This window comes from Mesorhizobium sp. C089B, from assembly GCF_030323125.1.
Lineage (GTDB): Bacteria > Pseudomonadota > Alphaproteobacteria > Rhizobiales > Rhizobiaceae > Mesorhizobium.
The window spans coordinates 4,200,338-4,218,957 of record NZ_CP100469.1 but is presented as its reverse complement, the minus strand read 5'-3'; the positions used below and the strand labels follow the sequence as shown (position 1 = coordinate 4,218,957).

Annotated in this window: 14 protein-coding genes; 8 read left to right on the top strand and 6 right to left on the bottom strand. The window is 64.0% G+C overall.

The features are described from left to right. Positions 1-9: 9 nt before the first annotated feature. Positions 10-1,965: an acetate--CoA ligase gene (gene acs / locus NLY44_RS20880; RefSeq protein ID WP_023806391.1), complete on the bottom strand. Its 1,956-nt coding sequence runs from the start codon at positions 1,963-1,965 to the stop codon at positions 10-12. Between the two features lie 305 nt (positions 1,966-2,270). Between acs and NLY44_RS20875 the strand changes: the two genes are divergently transcribed. Then, positions 2,271-2,543: an usg protein gene (locus tag NLY44_RS20875; protein ID WP_023668649.1), complete on the top strand. Its 273-nt coding sequence runs from the start codon at positions 2,271-2,273 to the stop codon at positions 2,541-2,543. A 59-nt stretch (positions 2,544-2,602) separates the two neighbouring features. Here NLY44_RS20875 and NLY44_RS20870 read toward each other — a convergent pair whose 3' ends face one another. Further along, a complete protein-coding gene (locus tag NLY44_RS20870) occupies positions 2,603-3,637 on the bottom strand; it encodes an aldo/keto reductase (protein WP_023806390.1) in 1,035 nt (344 codons plus the stop codon). A gap of 44 nt (positions 3,638-3,681) precedes the next feature. Further along, positions 3,682-4,863, bottom strand: a complete 1,182-nt coding sequence (locus NLY44_RS20865) for an MFS transporter (protein WP_286454939.1) — start codon at positions 4,861-4,863, stop codon at positions 3,682-3,684. Positions 4,864-4,990: 127 nt separating this feature from the next. Between NLY44_RS20865 and NLY44_RS20860 the strand changes: the two genes are divergently transcribed. After that, positions 4,991-5,899, top strand: coding sequence for a LysR family transcriptional regulator (locus NLY44_RS20860; RefSeq protein WP_023806389.1), 909 nt, complete (start codon positions 4,991-4,993; stop codon positions 5,897-5,899). Positions 5,900-5,950: 51 nt separating this feature from the next. On the opposite strand, the gene NLY44_RS20855 is transcribed toward NLY44_RS20860, so the two are convergent. Next, entirely contained in the window at positions 5,951-7,000 is a 1,050-nt protein-coding gene (locus tag NLY44_RS20855; protein ID WP_023806388.1) for an aldo/keto reductase, read from the bottom strand. 423 nt (positions 7,001-7,423) lie between these two features. Then, on the bottom strand, positions 7,424-8,086 hold the full coding sequence (locus NLY44_RS20850; RefSeq protein WP_023688871.1) for a YggS family pyridoxal phosphate-dependent enzyme: 663 nt from the start codon (positions 8,084-8,086) through the stop codon (positions 7,424-7,426). 148 nt (positions 8,087-8,234) lie between these two features. Between NLY44_RS20850 and leuS the strand changes: the two genes are divergently transcribed. Beyond that, the gene (gene leuS / locus NLY44_RS20845; protein ID WP_023688872.1) at positions 8,235-10,862 is read left to right on the top strand and encodes a leucine--tRNA ligase; all 2,628 of its coding nucleotides are present in this window, start codon (positions 8,235-8,237) and stop codon (positions 10,860-10,862) included. After that, positions 10,849-11,445 carry an LPS assembly lipoprotein LptE gene (locus NLY44_RS20840; protein WP_023688873.1) on the top strand — a complete coding sequence of 199 codons (597 nt, stop codon included), beginning with the start codon at positions 10,849-10,851 and terminating at the stop codon, positions 11,443-11,445. Before leuS ends, NLY44_RS20840 begins: the two co-directional genes overlap by 14 nt. 89 nt (positions 11,446-11,534) lie before the next feature. On the opposite strand, the gene fsa is transcribed toward NLY44_RS20840, so the two are convergent. Beyond that, positions 11,535-12,191 (bottom strand): fructose-6-phosphate aldolase, encoded by a 657-nt coding sequence (fsa, locus tag NLY44_RS20835; protein ID WP_023688874.1) that lies wholly within the window; start codon positions 12,189-12,191, stop codon positions 11,535-11,537. A 90-nt stretch (positions 12,192-12,281) separates the two neighbouring features. Here fsa and NLY44_RS20830 point away from each other — a divergent pair, with 90 nt between their 5' ends. The 4 genes from NLY44_RS20830 to NLY44_RS20815 all read left to right on the top strand — a co-directional run bounded on the left by NLY44_RS20830 (position 12,282) and on the right by NLY44_RS20815 (position 18,618). Then, positions 12,282-14,465: a primosomal protein N' gene (locus NLY44_RS20830; RefSeq protein ID WP_023806387.1), complete on the top strand. Its 2,184-nt coding sequence runs from the start codon at positions 12,282-12,284 to the stop codon at positions 14,463-14,465. A gap of 225 nt (positions 14,466-14,690) precedes the next feature. Next, a complete protein-coding gene (locus NLY44_RS20825) occupies positions 14,691-16,949 on the top strand; it encodes a TonB-dependent receptor (RefSeq protein WP_023806386.1) in 2,259 nt (752 codons plus the stop codon). A 38-nt stretch (positions 16,950-16,987) separates the two neighbouring features. Further along, complete coding sequence (locus NLY44_RS20820) at positions 16,988-17,338, top strand: hypothetical protein (protein WP_023806385.1); 351 nt, start codon at positions 16,988-16,990, stop codon at positions 17,336-17,338. Next, positions 17,335-18,618 (top strand): RhtX/FptX family siderophore transporter, encoded by a 1,284-nt coding sequence (locus NLY44_RS20815; protein ID WP_023806384.1) that lies wholly within the window; start codon positions 17,335-17,337, stop codon positions 18,616-18,618. The genes NLY44_RS20820 and NLY44_RS20815 overlap by 4 nt, the downstream gene beginning before the upstream one ends. The last annotated feature ends 2 nt before the right edge of the window (positions 18,619-18,620 follow it).

The following is an 18,620-nucleotide window of genomic DNA, read 5'->3' as shown; positions in this document are numbered from 1 at the left end:
CAAATCCCCTCAGCCCTTCTTGTTCTGGCGGTTGGCGATCAGATCATCGACCACGGCCGGATCGGCCAGTGTCGAGGTATCGCCGAGCGCGGAAAAATCGTCCTCGGCGATCTTGCGCAGGATACGGCGCATGATCTTGCCGGAGCGGGTTTTCGGCAGTCCAGGTGCGAACTGCAGCTTGTCGGGCGAGGCGATGGCGCCGATCTCCTTGCGGACATGGGCCACGAGCTCCTTGCGCAGTTCCTCGCTCGGCTCCACGCCTTTCATCAAGGTAACGTAGCTGTAGATGCCCTGGCCCTTGATGTCGTGGGGATAGCCGACGACAGCTGCTTCCGACACCTTCTCATGGCTGACGAGCGCCGATTCGACCTCGGCCGTTCCCATGCGGTGGCCGGAAACGTTGATGACGTCGTCGACGCGGCCGGTGATCCAGTAATAGCCATCCGCGTCGCGGCGACAGCCGTCACCGGTGAAGTATTTGCCCTTGTAGGTCGAGAAATAGGTCTGCACGAAGCGGTCATGATCGCCATAGACGGTGCGCATCTGGCCTGGCCAGGAATCGGCGATGCAGAGATTGCCGTCGGCCGCCCCTTCCAGCACCCTACCTTCGCCGTCGACCAGCTGCGGCCTGATGCCGAAGAAGGGCCGCGTCGCCGAACCAGCCTTGAGGTCGGTGGCGCCGGGCAGCGGCGTGATCAGGATGCCGCCGGTCTCGGTCTGCCACCAGGTGTCGACGATCGGCACCTTGCCGTTGCCGACGATGTTGAAATACCACTCCCAGGCTTCCGGATTGATCGGTTCGCCGACTGAGCCCAGCACGCGCAGCGACTTGCGCGAGGTCTTCTTCACCGGTTCGTCGCCGGCGCCCATCAGCGCGCGCAGTGCCGTCGGCGCGGTGTAGAAGATGTTGACCTTGTGCTTGTCGATGACTTCCCAGAAGCGCGACTGCGAGGGGTAGTTCGGCACGCCCTCGAACATCAGCGTGGTGGCGCCGTTGGCGAGCGGGCCATAGACGATGTAGCTGTGGCCGGTGACCCAACCGACATCGGCGGTGCACCAGTAGATATCGCCATCATCGTAGTCGAAGACATATTGGTGGGTCATCGAGACATAGACGAGATAGCCGGCGGTGGTGTGCAGCACGCCCTTCGGCTTGCCGGTCGAGCCTGAGGTATAGAGGATGAACAGCGGATCCTCGGCCTTCATCTTCTCCGGCTTGCAGTCGCCTTTCACCGTGGCGATCTCGTCATGGTACCAGATGTCGCGTCCCTGGACCCAGCCGGTCTTGCCGCCGGTGCGGCGAACGACGACCACCTTATCGACCTTGGTGCCGGCCTTGGCGGCGATTTCGATCGCTCTGTCGGTGTTTTCCTTCAGCGGGATCGGCTTGCCGCCGCGCAAGCCCTCGTCAGCCGTGATGACGAAGGTCGACTTGCAGTCATCGATGCGGCCGGCCAAGGCGTCCGGTGAAAAGCCGCCGAAGACGATCGAGTGGATGGCGCCGATGCGGGTGCAAGCCAGCATCGCGTAGGCCGCTTCCGGGATCATCGGCATGTAGATGGTGACGCGGTCGCCCTTCCTGACGCCGTGCTTCTTCATCACATTGGCGAGCCGGCAGACATGCTCGTAGAGCTCGTTATAGGTGATCTTCTTGTCGTCGTAGGGATTGTCGCCTTCCCAGATGATGGCGGTCTGGTTGCCGCGCTTCTTCAAATGGCGGTCGATGCAGTTGTAGGAGACGTTGGTTTCGCCGTCCTCGAACCATTTGATCGAGACCTTGCCCTCGAAGGAGGTGTTCTTGACCTTGCTGAACGGCTTGAACCAGTCGATGCGCTTGCCGTGCTTGCCCCAGAACTTGTCCGGATTCTTCACGCTGTCGTTATACCATTTGAGGTAGGTGTCGTTGTCGATCAGCGCGTTCTTCTTCCACGCCGGCTGGACGCGGTGGATCTTAACCTCGGACATGTCTTCACTTTCCTCCCAAACCACCCCGCCGGCTTGACCACAGCCAGGATCACGGCGACGCAGCCGCGAATTCGGCGGCATTATTAACAGTTCCGCGCTGACGGCAACATTAGACGTTGGATTCGCGTGGCGGGATGCCGCAGCTCCCGTTTCGGTTGTATCAGCACTCGGCAGCGGTCGCTGCTAACTGCATGTTTTCGTGCATAAAACCCGACTGGGATCAGGAAAATCATAGACAGTTAAGGAACGGCGCGCACAATTCGGTGTTGGGAGGAATGGAGAATCAACTAGGCCAAGGGGCTGTCATGCGCGATCATTCCGAAATGGACCTGATGCTCAAGGGGTACGGCCTGACCACGGCCAAGATTCTGTACCATTTTCCCGACCACCCGCATCTGCTGCAGAGCTTCATCTGGCAGGATTACGATCTGGCGCCGAAGTTTCCGGTGCTGATCAAGTTCATCGAGTTCTGGAAGGCCAGGCTCGACGGGCCGCTGCATTCGATCAGCTACACGCACCAGAAGCTGATCGCGCCGAACGAATGGCGGAAGGTGGATGGGGAGTTCGTGCTGCACTGAGCGGCAGTATAGCTGATCTCCCCCGCGAGGGGGGAGATTGGCAGCTTCAACGTCGGCGATCACACCGCAGGCGGGTTCAGCCGGGCGAAACCTTCCTGGCGGTGATAGGGGAAGTACGGGTAGGGCGCGGTCACTTCGCTTGCCTTGTCGAGCTTTTTGACCTGCTCCGGCGTCAACGCCCAGCCGACGGCGCCGAGGTTCTGGCGCAGCTGTTCCTCGTTGCGGGCGCCGATGATGACCGAGGACACGGTCGGGCGCCGCAACAGCCAGTTGATGGCGATCTGCGGCACGGTCTTGCCGGTCTCTTCAGCCATCGCATCAAGCGCATCCATGACCCGGTAGAGATGTTCGTCCGCGACCGGCGGGCCGAAATCGGCGGTGTCGTGCAGCCGGCTCTTTTCCGGCAGGGGCTGGCCGCGGCGGATCTTGCCGGTCAGGCGGCCCCAGCCGAGCGGGCTCCACACCAGCGCGCCGATGCCCTGGTCGATACCGAGCGGCATCAGCTCCCACTCATAGTCGCGGCCGACCAGCGAGTAGTAGACCTGGTGCGCAGCATAGCGCGGGTAGCCATGCTTGTCGGCCTCGGCCAGCGACTTCATCAGTTGCCAGCCGGAGAAGTTGGAGACGCCGACATAGCGCAGCTTGCCGGCGCGCACGAGATCGTCCAGCGTCGACAACACCTCCTCGATCGGCGTGCCGGCATCAAACGCGTGCAGCTGCAGCAGGTCGATGTAATCGGTGCCCATGCGCTTCAGGGACGCGTCCACGGCCTTGATCAGCCGCGAGCGCGACGAGCCGCATTCGGCCGGTCTGTCGCCCATCGGCAGCGAGGTCTTGGTCGAGATCAGCACCGCGTCGCGGCGGCCTTTGATGGCTTCGCCAAGCACTTCCTCGGAGGCGCCATTCGAATAGACATCGGCGGTGTCGAACAGATTGACGCCGGCCTCGAGGCAGATGTCGATCAGCCGCCGCGCTTCCTTGGCGTCGCTGTTGCCCCAGGCCCCGAACAGCGGCCCGGAGCCGCCGAAAGTGCCGGCGCCGAAAGACAGTGCGGGCACTTTCAGGCCCGATGCGCCGAGACGTCGATAATCCATTTTATGCTCCTTGATGATGTCGAAGAAGGATTTGCGCGTGATGCTCATGACTGGGCGCAGACCGGCGCCCCGATTGTGGGGGCGCGATCGAGGCGCAGCGCCAGGGCAGCGACGCCAAGAGCCGCGACCGGCAGCAAAGCGGCGATCCAGGTTAGTGAGCCGAGGCCGAGGCCATGGGCAATCACCGCGCCGCCAAGCCAAGCGCCGGCGGCATTGCCGAGGTTGAAGGCGGCGATGTTGAAGGACGAGGCGAGGCTCTGGCCCGCGCCTTGCGCCTTTTCCAGCACCCACATCTGCAGCGGCGCCACGGTGGCGAAGGCGGCGGCACCAAGCAGGCCGACATAGATGACGGCCAGGATTTGGCTGTGGACGGCGAAGGTCATCGTGGCCAGCACCAACGCCAGCACCACGAGGCTGCCGAGCACCGCCGGCACCAACCAGCGGTCGGCGACCTTGCCGCCAAGCAGATTGCCGGCGATGAGGCCGCCGCCGAAGACGAGCAGGATCGGCGACACCGCGGCCTCCCTGAAGCCGCTGATCTCGGTGAGCAGCGGGGCGATGTAGGTGAAGACGGCGAAGACGCCGGCATAGCCGAGCACGGTGGTGGCGAGGCCGAGCAGCACCGGCGTGCGGCGCAGCACGGCGAGGTCGGCGCGCAGATTGGTCTTCTCGGGCGCTTCCTTGCTGCGCGGCACCAGAAGCAGGATGACGGCAAAGGCTGCCAAGCCGACCAGGGTTACCGCCCAGAAGGTGGCGCGCCAGCCGAAGGCCTGGCCTAGCCAGGTGCCGAAGGGCACGCCGAGGATGTTGGCGATAGTCAGTCCGGTGAACATCAGCGCGATCGCCGAGGCTTTCTTGTTGGGCGCGACCAGGCCGGTGGCGACCACCGAGCCGACGCCAAAGAAAGTGCCATGGGCAAAGGCGGTGATGATGCGGGCGCCCATCAGCGTCCAGTAGTCGGGGGCGATCGCACAGGCGAGGTTGCCGAGCGTGAAGATCGCCATAAGGGCCAGAAGGACGGTCTTGCGGGGCCAGTTGCCGGTGGCGATGGTCAAAAGCGGCGCGCCGATGACGACGCCCAACGCGTAGCCCGAAATCAACTGGCCGGCGGCCGAGATCGAGACGCCGAGATCTTTGCTGACATCGATCAGCAGCCCCATGATGACGAATTCGGTGACGCCGATGCCGAAGGCGCCGGCAGCGAGGGCGTAGAGAGCAAGAGGCATGGCGGTTTCCAGTTCGAACTCGAATGAGCGCGCTGTCCAGACCCGCGCCCCGACCGCAGAGATCGTGTTGCCATGCCTTGTGAACCAGACTTGCCTTGGGCATATTTCCTGTGAAATAGATTCACAGATGGCCAGACCCGACATCAACCGTTCCGGCGAGATCGAAGTGTTCGTCCGCGTCGTCGAGGCGAGCAGCTTCTCGGCTGCGGCTCGTTCGCTGCGTATGACACCGTCGGCGGTGAGCAAGCTGATCGCGCGACTGGAGGCAAGGCTCGGCGCGCGGCTGGTCACCCGCTCGACGCGCAAGCTGCAGCTGACGCCGGAAGGGACGGCGTTCTATGACAGCGGGGTGCGCATCCTGGCCGATATGGCGGCGGCCGAGCGCGAGGCGGCCGTGGGTGCCGCGCCGCGCGGACGGCTGCGCGTCAACTCCTATGTGCCCTTCGGGGTGCATCGGCTGATCCCGCTGCTGCCTGATTTCCTCGAACGCTATCCCGAGATTTCGGTCGATCTGGTGCTGACCGACAGCGTCATCGATTTGATGGCTGAGCGTGCCGACGTCGCCATCCGCGCCGGGCCGCTCGGCGAATCGCGGCTGGTGGCGCGCAAGCTCGGGCAAACCCGGATGACGGTCGTTGCCGCACCGTCCTATCTCAAGACACATGGCACACCGCTGATTCCAGCCGATCTCAGCCGGCACAATCGCATGGCTTTCGGCTTTGTCCGGCATGTCGATGGCTGGCAGTTTGTCGACGCAGCTGACAATGCCATCACGGTTCCCATCGTGGGAAACACGCTGGTCGGCGATGGCGAGTCGATGCGGTTGATGGCGGTCGGCGGCGCCGGCATCGCCCGGCTGGCACACTGGCATGTGGCCGATGACATCGCGGCGGGGCGGCTGACGGCGCTGCTGGAGGATTTCAATCCGGGCGACGAGGAGCCTACCCACGCCGTCTATGTCGGCCAGGGCCGGCATTTGCCCGCACGGGTGCGGGCGTTTCTCGACTTTCTGGTCGAGAGCGTGCGGATGAGCTGAAAAGACGTTGGGGAGCCAGATGACCCCCCAAGCATCAGGCGACAGCGATGACTATTTCTTCGGGGTGAACGGCGCCGGGCGGCGACCGGCGCCCTGACGCTCCAGCATCCAGCCGGGATATTCGGCCGGCAGCGCACTGACCTCATCCAGTCTGGCGAGATCGTCGGCGTCGAGCTTCACCTCGGCCGCGGCAAGGTTCTGCTCGAGCTGCTCCATGCGGCTGGCGCCGATGATGACGCTCATGACGAAAGGTTTGGCCAGGACATAGCCGAGCGCCACCGTGGCGACGCTGACGCCGTGCTTCTGGGCGACCTCGCGCATCACGGCCACAGCCGCCCAGGCGCGGTCCTCATCGACCGGCGGGAAGTTGAAGGCGGCGCGGCGGCCTTCGCCATTGCCGGGCGCGCCGGGGCCGTATTTGCCCGACAGCAGGCCGCCGGCCATTGGCGACCAGACCATCAGGCCGAGCTTCTCCTCGTTGATGAGCGGCACGATCTCGCGCTCGAGGTCGCGGCCGGCGATCGAGTAATAGGACTGGATGGTCTCGAAGCGGGAAAATCCCTTGCGCTCGGCAACGCCCAGCGCCTTGGCGATGCGCCAGGCCGCCCAGTTGGAGACGCCGACATAGCGGACCTTACCGCTGGCAACGAGATCGTCGAGCGCCCGCAGCGTCTCGTCGACTGGCGTCACGGTGTCGGTGCCGTGCAGCTGGTAGAGATCGATATGGTCTAGCTGCAGCCGCTCCAGGCTGCCCTCGACCGAATCCATGATGTGGCCGCGCGAAGAGCCGCGCTCGTTCGGGCCCTGGCCCATGGCGCCATGCACCTTGGTGGCAATGACGACGTCCGAGCGCTTGACGCCAAGATCCTTGAGCGACTGGCCAAGCAGGCGTTCGGACTGGCCGAATGAATAGACGTCGGCCGTGTCGAAGAAATTGACGCCGGCGGCGATGGAACGGGCAACGATGTCGTTGACGCCCTTCTGGTCGAGGCTGGCGATCAGGCCCCATTGGGCATTCTCGCCGGCGGCGCCGAAGGTCATGGTGCCGAGGCACAGTTCGGAGACGAACATCCCCGTATTTCCGAGTTGATTGTAGCGCATGGTGGCGGCTCCAGCAGATTGGTGATGACGCCAAGCAAATAGGAACGGTGCGTTTCGTTTCCAGTGGTGGCACAATGGACGCGTCGCGTCTGGCATCATGGAACCTTAGCCACGCCGGGCATTCGCTGGGGTTGTCCGGTGGATCATAATTGCTCGGAACGGAAACGTTGGAGATTAGCCGAAACGTTTCTCACTTCGTCATCCACGGGCGGAGCAGCCGCGGAGCGGCGTCGCGAAGACCCGAGGATCCATGCCGCGACCCTGACCAAAGGGCGCGGCGGAGCAGAAATTCTTCACTGCAGCGGAGCTCAGATGTCGCGGCATGGATCCTATGGTCTGCGCCGCGTCGCTTCGCTCCTTGCTTCGCCATAGGATGACGAAAGCACGATCGCCCGCTGCCAATCGTATATCGTCGAAATTGGCTTACCGGCTCCCAAAAATCGCCGAGCCGACGCGGACGCTGGTGGCGCCGAAGGCTATGGCGGTCTCGAAGTCGCCGGACATGCCCATCGACAGTTTTGCGACCCCGGCCTCCTTGCCGAGCTTTTCCAGCAGGGCGAAATGCGGGCCGGGGTTTTCGTCGGCCGGCGGGATGCACATCAGGCCTTCGATGGCGAGGCCATGGACATCGCGGCAGCGGGCGACGAAGGCGACGGCGTCGCGCGGCTCGATGCCGGCCTTTTGCGGCTCAGAGCCGGTATTGACCTGGACGTAGAGTTTCGGCGTGCGGCCCTGGCGCACGATTTCCTTGGCGAGTTCGGCGGCGATCTTTTCGCGGTCGACGGTCTCGATGACGTCGGCGAGAGCGACGGCTTCCTTCGCCTTGTTCGACTGCAGCGGGCCGATCAGATGCAGTTCGATATCAGGGAATTCCGCTTTCAAGGCCGGCCATTTGCCTTGCGCTTCCTGCACGCGGTTTTCGCCGAAGACGCGCTGGCCAGCCTCGATGACCGGGCGGATGACGTCGGCCTCAAAAGTCTTCGACACCGCAACCAGCGTCACCGAACCGGCGTCGCGGCCGGCCTCGCGCTCGGCGGCAGCGATCCTCGTCTTGACGGCGAAAAACTGTTCAACGGCGCTGGCCATGTCCATATCCTGCCTGTCTTTAATCGTCTTGGCCGGCTCGCCGCAGTTGACGGGTCCGGCAATCCATGGTGAACACCGCGACGACATTTACCTCGGCCACCGGGCCTTGTCCGGCGGTCTGCGCCTGCTTTTAAGTGAAAATCATCCGATGGCAACCGAACGATACAATCCGCGCGCGTCAGAGCCCAAATGGCAGAAGGCCTGGGCCGAAAAGAAGCTGTTCGAAGCGCATAACAACGATCCAAAGCCGAAATACTACGTGCTGGAGATGTTCCCCTATCCCTCGGGGAAGATCCATATCGGCCACACCCGCAACTACACGATGGGTGATGTGGTGGCGCGCTACAAGCGGGCCAAGGGCTTCAACGTGCTGCACCCGATGGGCTGGGACGCTTTCGGCATGCCGGCTGAAAACGCGGCGATGCAGAACAAGGTCCATCCCAAGGAATGGACCTACGCCAACATCGCCGCCATGCGCGAGCAGCTCAAGATGATGGGCCTGTCGCTGGACTGGGCGCGTGAGTTCGCCACCTGCGACGTCGACTATTACCACCGCCAGCAGATGCTGTTCCTCGATTTCGTCGAAAAGGGGCTGGTGACGCGCAAATCCTCCAAGGTCAACTGGGACCCGGAGGACATGACGGTGCTCGCCAACGAGCAGGTCATCGACGGCCGTGGCTGGCGCTCGGGCGCGCTGGTCGAACAGCGCGAGCTGACGCAGTGGTTCTTCAAGATCACCGACTACGCGCAGGACCTGCTGGACTCGCTGAATGGTCTCGGCGAGTGGCCGGAAAAGGTCAAGCTGATGCAGCAGAACTGGATCGGCCGCTCGGAAGGGCTGCTGATCCGCTGGCCGCTGGCCGCTCCGGTTGGCGATGCGAAGGAACTGGAGGTCTACACGACCAGGCCCGACACCATTTTCGGCGCGTCGTTCATGGCGGTTGCCGCCGACCATCCGCTGGCCAGGAAGGCCGCCGAGACCAATCTCGATCTGGCCAAGTTCATCGACGAAATCAGGCATATGGGCACGTCGGTGGCCGCACTGGAGACGGCCGAGAAGAAAGGTTTCGACACCGGCATCCGCGTCGTGCATCCGTTCGACGACTCGTGGACCCTGCCGGTCTACGTCGCGAATTTCGTTTTGATGGAATACGGCACCGGCGCCATATTCGGCTGCCCGTCGGGCGACCAGCGCGACCTCGATTTCGCCAACAGATACGGCCTGCCGGTGATCCCGGTGGTGATGCCGGAAGATGCCGACGCCAAGACCTTCCAGGTCACGGAAGAGGCCTATGTCGATGACGGCGTGATAATCAATTCGCGTTTCCTCGACGGCCTGAAGCCGGAGCAGGCGTTCGACGAGGTGGCAAAGCTCCTGGAGCAGAAGACCATAGGCGGGCGGCCAATGGCGGAGCGCAAGGTGAACTTCCGCTTGCGCGACTGGGGCATTTCGCGTCAGCGCTACTGGGGCTGCCCGATCCCGATGATCCATTGCGAGGATTGCGGCGTCGTGCCGGTGCCGAAGGCCGACCTGCCCGTCAAGCTGCCCGACGACATCGAGTTCGACCGTCCCGGCAATCCGCTCGACCGCCACCCGACCTGGCGGCATGTGAAGTGCCCGCAATGCGGCAAGGATGCGCGCCGCGAGACCGACACGATGGACACGTTCGTCGATTCGTCCTGGTATTTCGCGCGCTTCACCGCGCCCTGGGCCAATGAGCCGACGGAGCCCAAGGCTGCCGATGACTGGCTGGCCGTCGACCAGTATATTGGCGGCATCGAGCACGCGATCCTCCATCTGCTCTATTCGCGCTTCTTCACCCGCGCCATGCGCGCGACCGGGCATCTCGACCTGGCCGAGCCATTCAAGGGCCTGTTCACGCAAGGCATGGTGGTGCATGAGACCTACCGCGTCGGCGGTGCGTCGAACAATGGCCGCTGGCTGTCGCCGGCTGAGGTCAGGATCGAGGATGTCGGCGGCAAGCGCCGCGCCATCGAGATCGCCACCGGCGAAGAGGCGGCGATCGGCTCACTCGAAAAGATGTCGAAGTCGAAGAAGAATACGGTAAGCCCGGAAGACATCACCGACGGCTACGGCGCCGACACCGCACGCTGGTTCATGCTGTCGGATTCGCCGCCCGAGCGCGACGTCGAGTGGACGGACGATGGCGCCGCCGGCGCACATCGCTTCATCCAGCGTGTCTGGCGCCTGGTGTCCATTGCCGCCGAGACGCTTGACGGCGCCAAGCCGCAGGCGGCGCCGGAGGGCGAGGCGGGCGCCGTTTCCAAGGCCGCGCACAAGATCCTAAAGGCTATCGGCGAGGATATCGAGAAGCTCGGCTTCAACCGGGCCATCGCCCGCATCTACGAACTGGCCAATGCCTTGACCGCGCCGCTCAGCGACGTCGCCGAGGGCAAGGCCGACGCGGCGCTGAAAGGCGCCTGCCGCGAGGCGGTGGAGATCCTTGTGCATGTGGTCGCGCCGGTCATGCCGCATCTGGCCGAAGAGTGCTGGCACACGCTGGGCGGCACCGATCTGGTCGCCGAACGGCCTTGGCCGGTCTACGATCCGGCACTGGTGGTCGACAACGAGATCGTGCTGCCGGTTCAGGTCAACGGCAAGAAGCGCGGCGATTTGACAATTGCCCGCGACGCGGACCAAGGTGCGGTCGAAAAAGCGGTTCTGGCTCTCGACTTCGTGCAGAAAGCGCTGGAAGGTAAGGCGCCCCGCAAGGTGATCATCGTGCCGCAGAGGATCGTCAATGTCGTTGCTTGACTTCAGAAGGATGGGGCCTGATCTAGAAAAGACGACGCTATTGCTGCGCCGCGCAGCGCTGTACGGCATGGTCGCCTCGGTGGCGCTGGTTTCGGCCTGCACGGTGAGGCCGCTCTATTCCAGCGCGCCGCTGAGCGCCGGTTCCACGGTCAGCGCTTCGGCGGAACTGGCGTCGATCGCGGTCAAGCCGGTCAAGACACGCTACGCCCAGCAGGTCCGCAACAATCTGATCTTTGCCTTCGGCCAGGGTGCCGGCGAGACGACGGCACCGGTCTACATGCTCGATCTCGGTGTCACCGAACTGGTCGAATCGGCCGCGGTGGTGCAGATCCAGACCGACGAAGACGAGCCGACGGCAGGCACGGTGACGCTGACCGCAAACTATGTGCTGACCGATGCCAGGACCGGCGTGGTGATCGCAACCGGCAAACGGTCGATCCCATCATCCTTCGACAAGCCGACGCAGGAGTTCGCCTCCTACCGGGCACAGCTCGACGCCGAGAACCGCGCCGCGCGTGAACTGGCTGAAATGGTGAGCCTGTCGGTCGCCCAGGACTTGGTCAGGCACGGCAAGAAGGCCTGAGCATTCCCTGGCGCTGCCAACTAGACTTTTAGCAGTCCGCAACAAAAAGGCCGGTTTCCCGGCCTTTCTTCGTTTGTATCGAACCGATCTCAGCCGATCTTCTGGCCGGTCTTGGCCCAGTCGGCAGCGAACTGATCCAGGCCCTTGTCGGTCAACGGGTGCTTGACCAGCGCCTTCAGCGTCGCGGCCGGCGCGGTAACGACATCGGCGCCGATCAGGGCTGCCTGCTTGACGTGGTTCACGGTGCGAACCGAAGCGACGAGGATCTCGGTGTCGAAATCGTAATTGTCGTAGATCTGCCGGATCTCCTGGATCAGTTCCATGCCGTCCGCGCCGGTATCGTCGACGCGGCCGACGAAGGGCGAGATGAACGAGGCGCCGGCCTTGGCCGCCAGCAGCGCCTGGTTGGCCGAGAAGCACAGCGTTACATTGACCATGCGGTTCATCTCGGTGCGGATCGTCTTGCAGGCGCGCAGGCCGTCGAGCGTCAGCGGCACCTTGATGCAGACATTGTCGGCGATCTTGGCCAGGATGTTGGCCTCGGCCATCATGTCCTTGTATTCGACCGCAACAACCTCGGCCGAAACCGGGCCCTTGACGATGTCGCAGATCTGCTTGGTGACCTCGGCGATCTTGCCGCCGGATTTCAGGATCAGCGAGGGATTGGTGGTCACGCCGTCGAGCAGCCCCAGGTCGTTCAGTTCCTTGATGTCCTTGATGTCAGCGGTGTCGACAAAAAATTTCATGGGGGTCTCCTGAAAGATTTCCATGTGCATGCCATGCACATTCGGGGTTGCCCTTTGATCTAGACCAAAGTCGGGGCAAGGTCACGCCCGATGATCGAAGATTCGCCCTTTGTCGCAGCCGCGCCGGTGCTGGTGCCGATGCCGGCCGAACGGCCCTACACCTACGCTGTGCCTGCCGGCGTGCGCGTGGTGCCGGGCTCGATCGTGCGCGTGCCGCTCGGTCCGCGCCAGGTTGCCGGCATCGTCTGGGATGGTGCGGTCGAGAATATCGACGCCAAAAAGCTGCGCCCGATCGAACAGGTCTTCGACTGCCCGCCGATCGACCGCGGCATGCGCCGCTTTGTCGACTGGCTGGCGCAGTACACGCTGTCGCCGCCCGGCATGGTGGCGCGCATGCTGTTGCGCGCGCCGGAGGCGTTCGATCCCGAACCATGGATCGAGGGCCTGCAGCGGACCCTCGTCATGCCCGACCGGATGACGGATGCCAGGACGCGCGTGCTGGAGACGGCGGAAGGGGGGCTTGCCTGGACGCGATCCGGCCTGGCGCACGCGGCGGGCGTGTCGTCGACGGTGGTCGAGGGGCTCAAGGCGCAAGGCGTGTTCGAGACGGTGATGATCCCGCCTCGACCGGTGGTCGCCGCGCCCGATCCCTCCTACGCCATGCCGGAGCTGATGCCGGACCAGGCAGACGCGGCCGCCATGCTGCGCGCCAATGTCGCGGCCGCTGCTTTCAACGTCACGCTGCTCGACGGCGTCACCGGCTCGGGCAAGACGGAAGTTTATTTCGAAGCGGTGGCGGCAGCCCTGGACCAGGGCAGGCAGGTGCTGATCCTGCTGCCGGAGATCGCGCTGACGCATGCCTTCCTCGAACGCTTCCAGCAGCGTTTCGGCGCCAAGCCGGCGGAATGGCATTCCGACCTGCCGCCCCGAATGCGCGAAAAGGTCTGGCGACAGGTGGCGGAAGGCGGCGTGCGCGTCGTCGCCGGCGCACGCTCGGCGCTGTTCCTGCCGTTCCGCGAGCTCGGGCTGATCGTCGTCGACGAGGAGCACGACCCCGCCTACAAGCAGGAGGATCGCGTCTTCTACAATGCGCGCGACATGGCGGTGGTGCGCGGCCATATCAGCGGCTTCCCGGTGGTGCTGGCGTCGGCGACGCCATCGGTCGAAAGCCGGGTCAATGCGCAGCAGGGCCGCTACAGCAGGGCGGTGCTGTCGGCGCGCTTTGCCGAAGCCGCGCTTCCCGATCTCAAGACGATCGACCTGCGGCGCGCGCCGCCGGCCCGGGGCGGCTTTCTGTCGCCGCTGCTGATCGACCAGATGCAACGTACGCTGGAGAAGAAGGAGCAGTCGCTGCTGTTCCTCAACCGGCGCGGCTATGCGCCGCTGACGCTGTGCCGTGTCTGCGGCCACCGCTTCGGCTGCCCGGTTTGTTCGGCCTGGCTGGTCGAGCACCGCTTTCGCGGCCAACTCGTCTGCCATCATTGCGGGCACAATGAGAAGCGGCCGGAGGCTTGTCCGGAATGCGGCACGCTCGACCATCTGGTCGCCTGCGGGCCTGGCGTCGAGCGGATAGCTGAAGAAGTCGTGGCGCATTTCCCCGACGCGCGCACGATCGTCCTGTCGTCCGATTTGATGGGTGGAGTGCGCCGGCTGCGGCTGGAGCTCGAGGCCATTGCCAATGGCGAGGCCGACATCGTCATCGGCACGCAGCTGGTCGCCAAGGGCCATAACTTTCCCAACATGACGCTGGTCGGTGTCGTCGATGCCGATCTCGGCCTCGCCAATGGCGATCCGCGCGCCGCTGAGCGCACCTTCCAGTTGCTCAGCCAGGTGACCGGCCGCGCCGGCCGCACCGGCAAGAAGAGCCTCGGCCTGCTGCAGACTTTCCAGCCGGACCATCCGGTGATGCGGGCGATCGTCTCGGGCGATGCCGAGGCCTTTTACGAACGCGAGATCACTGAGCGCGAACGGGCAGCCCTGCCGCCCTTCGGCAGGCTTGCCGGCGTCATCGTCAGTGCGGTGACGCGGGCCGAGGCCGAAGGCCACGCGCGCGGCCTGCGCCGTGCAGCACCCCAGGCCAGCGACCTGTTCGTGCTCGGTCCGGCCGAGGCGCCGCTGTCGCTGCTCGGTGGGCGCCATCGTTTCCGTTTGCTGATCCAGGGTGAAAAGCGCGCCGACATCCAAGGCTTCATCCGCACCATGCTGGCCGAAGGGCCGAAGCAGCGCGGCTCGGTTCGCGTGCAGGTCGACATCGATCCGCAGAGCTTCTTGTAAGCACAAAGGCTGACGCCGCCGCCGGCCGCCCGTAAGCCGTTTGTCAAGAAAACTCAGCATCTTAGTGCCGGCTAAAATGCGCGCCGTTCATGTACCCGGCTCCCATCCGTTCGCTGACTAATCCTGATTTGAAAAGCCACAAAATAATGTTGACTCGTTTTATCATGAATTATAACTGGGCCTTTCCGCTCTGGCGCTGGGGACCAGGGCATGGATGGGGACAGCATGCGCAGATTTTTCAGTACGCTTCTTTGGTCATCGGCTTTGGGTTGGTCGATCCTGGCAGGCGCGGCATTTGCCCAGGAAGCCGCTCCGACGGACCAGCAGGGAGCCACCGTGCTCGATCAGATACTGGTCACCGGCCGCAATGAAAGGTCGATTTCCAGCGTCGCTCAGTCTGTCCAGGTCGTGGAACAGGAACAGGTCGAGGAAGCCGCGCAGGAAAATATCGACGCCGCGACCCTGATCAGCCGCATCGTCCCCGGCTACGCGCCACGCAACCAGACCATTTCCGGCGCTTCGGAAACCTTCCGCGGGCGCAGCGTTCTCATCATGGTCGATGGTGTGCCGCGCAACACACCGCTGCGGGACGTCTCACGCATCCTGTCGATGATCGACCTGAATTCGGTCGAGCGCATCGAAGTCATCAATGGCGCGTCCAGCCTTTATGGCGCCGGCGCCACCGGCGGCACGATCAACTTCATCACCAAGCGCGGCGACAGCGACAAGCCGAAGGTGACGGTGCGCACCGGCGTCGCCGCCTTCACCGAAAACCCCGGCAAGTCGGCCGGGCCAAGCACCAGTGTCTCGGTCGAGGGCAAGAAAGGCGATTTCGACTATTTCTTCTCGGCGTCCGGTGATCTGTCGCGCCGCACCTATGACGGCCACGGCAACGAGGTGGCTTCGGACGCCATGCTTGGGCAAGGCGGCGGCGACCGCACCGGCACGGGCAATCTCTTCGGCGTGGCCGGCTACCAGTTCGATTCCAGGCGCTTCGAGGCCAGCGTCGACTGGACCTATGCCAACCAGAAGCCGGACTGGTTCACCGATTACAGGACCAATCCCGTCTCCCCGGATTTCGGCGATCCCTATGAAGGCAAGCCGCTGAAGGAAGATTCGAAATATCTGACCGCCAAATACACCGACAGCGACTTCGCGCTCGGAAACCTCGAGGTCAAGGCGTTCTACAACGACATCTTCAAGCAGTCGCCCTTTACCAAATTCTCGGCCGTCAACAGCCAGGTGTATTTACCGACGAACCCGACGCGGCCGGTGATCCTGCCGCCGGGTACGGACCCGACCGCCGACTTCAACCAGACGGCGCTGCAATCGCGGCGCAGCGGCGTCAACCTGACCGTCAACACGCCGATGGACTTTATCACTCAGGGCAGCACGCTGACCTGGGGCGCCGACTACGTCTTCGATGCCACCGATCAGCAGCTGACCAACGGTCAGGACGCCATCTCGCCCACGACCCAGAACTCGGTTGCCTTGTTTGCGCAAGGCGAAATTCCGGTGACGGATCGCTTTCGCATCAGCGGCGGCGCGCGCTACGACCAGTTTTATCTCAATGTTGAAGACTTCACCCGGCCTGCCGCTGCCGTTCTGCTCGGCCGCAACATTATCGGCCTGCCGGCGATCCAGGTGACCGGCGGCTCGTTCGACTACGACGCCGTCACCTTCAACGCCGGCGCCGTCTACGATCTGACCGAAAGGATGCAGCTTTTCGGCAATTTCTCGCAAGGCTACAGCCTGACCGACATTGGCGGCTTCACCCGCCGGGCCGGGTTGAACTCCAACGCCGAAACCTGCGACGCCTATGGCACCGCCATCCGGCCGCTGCTGCCATGCACCAACGCGCCGGATTACGCGATCAGCTATGCCGATATCGCGCCTGAACCCCAGCTGGTGAACACCTGGGAAGCCGGTCTGCGCGGCGATTGGGGCGACTATCGCGGCGGCGTCAGCACCTATCTGTCGACCTCGGACAACGGCGTCAGCTACGACATCGTCAACAACCGGGTATCGCAGCAGAAGGAACGTATCTGGGGGGTCGAAGCCAATCTCGAGGCAGACCTCAGCGGCATGTTCACGCTGGGCGGATCGGTCGGCTATGTCGAAGGCAAATACGACGCGGATCACGACGGCCACATCGAAGCTAACGAATATCTGCCCAACAACCGTATCCCCTCGACCTACAAGGGCCTGGTCTATCTCACCACCCGTTTCGAGAACGAGCTGACCCTGCGCAGCGAGTTGGAGCTGTTTTCCGGGCGCGACCGCATCGCCACCCAGGAACTGGACGGTGCAGCACTGGTCAATCTTGCAGTCTCGAAGACGTTCGCCAATGAGAGTGTGCTGAACCTTGCCGTGCGCAATGTGTTCGACACCTATTACATCAACCCCTCCGCGTCGGCGACGCGCGGCGCCGACGTTCCCGGTCTGGGGCGTTCCGTCGCTCTGTCGTACCAGATCACCTTCTGAGGGCAGCAATGGCGGTGTCTCTCCAACGAAACGGTGCATTGGCTTCGCTGCTGGCAGAAGCGCCCGCCGATCCGGCGGATGGCGGGGCCTATATCGAGGCGCTCGGCTGCCTTTCACAGGAGAGGGAGCCGTTCGTGCTGTTGGTCGATATCCGCATCGAGATCGCGCTGAGCGACGCCCAGCGCAAGGCGCAAAACCTCTGGTACAAGGCGGAACGCGAGCAGCTCGAAAAAGCCTGCCGCGCCTGTGCGCTGGTGCGCCCCGCCGCCGACGAGAACATGCAGCGCGTCTGGCAAAGCCTGTTCGGCTTTCCAGTGCTCGTCACCCGCAGCCGGGCGGAGGCCGGCGCCTTCCTGAACGGTTACGCACCGAAGGACTATGTCAAATGAGCGCCGACGCAGACCGGCCGGCGCCCGCCGGGCTTTCGCGCCTGCGGCTTTTCGTCGTTCTCGCCTGCCTTTATCTGGCGCAGGCCATCCCGAGCTATCTGTTTGCCGCGGCGATCCCGCCGATCCTGCGCGAGCAGGGCGTGTCGCGCACCGCCATTGGCTTGATGGCGCTGCTGATGCTGCCGCTGGTGCTGAAATTCCTGTGGGCGCCGCTGGTCGATCGCTTTCGGCCAGTGGCCCGCGCCCATCGCGCCGGCTGGGTCATCATCACCCAGATCGGCGTCGTCGCCGGCATCGCCGCCATGCTTTGGATCGAGCCGACCGATGTCGCCGGTATCTTTGCCGTCGGCCTTGTCGTGAGCCTGTTGATGTCGACCCAGGACATCGCCACCGACGGCTACGCGGCCAAATATCTCGACCCGAAGGACAGGCCGATCGGCAATGCGATCCAGGGCGGCGCCGTCGCGCTCGGCGTCGTTCTCGGCGGCACGCTCGGCCTGTTAGCTTATCATCATGCCGGCTGGCAAACCATGGTGGCCATGGTGGCCGCGCTGTCCATCATCCCGCTGGTCGCCGCCTTCGCCATGCGCGAGACCGATCCCGTCGCCAGCGCGCCGCAGGCGGCCATCGACCGCCCCTCGATCCTGCGCTTTCTGCGCCGGCCGGAGGCACGCCAGATCCTGTGGATCGCGCTCATCTACCGCGCCAGCGAGGGGCTGGTGAAGTCGATGGAAGGCTCCTATCTCGTCGATGCCGGCGTGCCGCTCGATATCATCGGTTATCTCTCGGGCGGTGCCGCGCTCACCGTCGGGCTCGGCGGCTCGGCGCTGGCGGCGTGGCTGCTGCACAACAGGGGCGCCGCCTCGGTGCTCGGCCTGCTCGGCGCGCTGCGAACCATCTGCTTCCTGATCTTCGCGCTGCACGCTTTCGGCGCTATCGCCGGCTTCTGGCCGATCTTCGGCGCCTCGTTCCTGCAGACGCTGGTGCGCTACATGGAGATCGTGGCGCTCTACAGCCTGTTCATGTCCGTCACGTCGTCGGACCAACCCGGCACCGATTTCACCATCCTGTCCTGCGCCCAGCTCATCGTCTACCTCGTCGGCTCCATGCTTGCCGGCCGCCTTGCCGACATGCTCGGCTACTCCGCGTTGTTCACCCTGGCGACAGTGCTGTCGGGCATCGCCGTGGTGGCGACCTATCGCATGCTGAATGCCCATTTCGCCGATGCCGCAAAGACCCAGCCAGGAACGCCGATGCCGCTGCCGGAGGTCGCCGAATGAGC

Bases quoted from the DNA above. Each gene is read 5' to 3' on its own strand.
- fsa (WP_023688874.1), bottom strand. From the start codon at position 12,191: ATGAAATTTTTTGTCGACACCGCTGACATCAAGGACATCAAGGAACTG.
- NLY44_RS20870 (WP_023806390.1), bottom strand. From the start codon at position 3,637: ATGGATTATCGACGTCTCGGCGCATCGGGCCTGAAAGTGCCCGCACTG.
- NLY44_RS20860 (WP_023806389.1), top strand. From the start codon at position 4,991: ATGGCCAGACCCGACATCAACCGTTCCGGCGAGATCGAAGTGTTCGTC.
- NLY44_RS20830 (WP_023806387.1), top strand. From the start codon at position 12,282: ATGATCGAAGATTCGCCCTTTGTCGCAGCCGCGCCGGTGCTGGTGCCG.
- NLY44_RS20825 (WP_023806386.1), top strand. From the start codon at position 14,691: ATGCGCAGATTTTTCAGTACGCTTCTTTGGTCATCGGCTTTGGGTTGG.
- NLY44_RS20850 (WP_023688871.1), bottom strand. From the start codon at position 8,086: ATGGCCAGCGCCGTTGAACAGTTTTTCGCCGTCAAGACGAGGATCGCT.
- NLY44_RS20815 (WP_023806384.1), top strand. From the start codon at position 17,335: ATGAGCGCCGACGCAGACCGGCCGGCGCCCGCCGGGCTTTCGCGCCTG.
- NLY44_RS20875 (WP_023668649.1), top strand. From the start codon at position 2,271: ATGCGCGATCATTCCGAAATGGACCTGATGCTCAAGGGGTACGGCCTG.
- NLY44_RS20855 (WP_023806388.1), bottom strand. From the start codon at position 7,000: ATGCGCTACAATCAACTCGGAAATACGGGGATGTTCGTCTCCGAACTG.
- leuS (WP_023688872.1), top strand. From the start codon at position 8,235: ATGGCAACCGAACGATACAATCCGCGCGCGTCAGAGCCCAAATGGCAG.
- NLY44_RS20840 (WP_023688873.1), top strand. From the start codon at position 10,849: ATGTCGTTGCTTGACTTCAGAAGGATGGGGCCTGATCTAGAAAAGACG.
- acs (WP_023806391.1), bottom strand. From the start codon at position 1,965: ATGTCCGAGGTTAAGATCCACCGCGTCCAGCCGGCGTGGAAGAAGAAC.
- NLY44_RS20865 (WP_286454939.1), bottom strand. From the start codon at position 4,863: ATGCCTCTTGCTCTCTACGCCCTCGCTGCCGGCGCCTTCGGCATCGGC.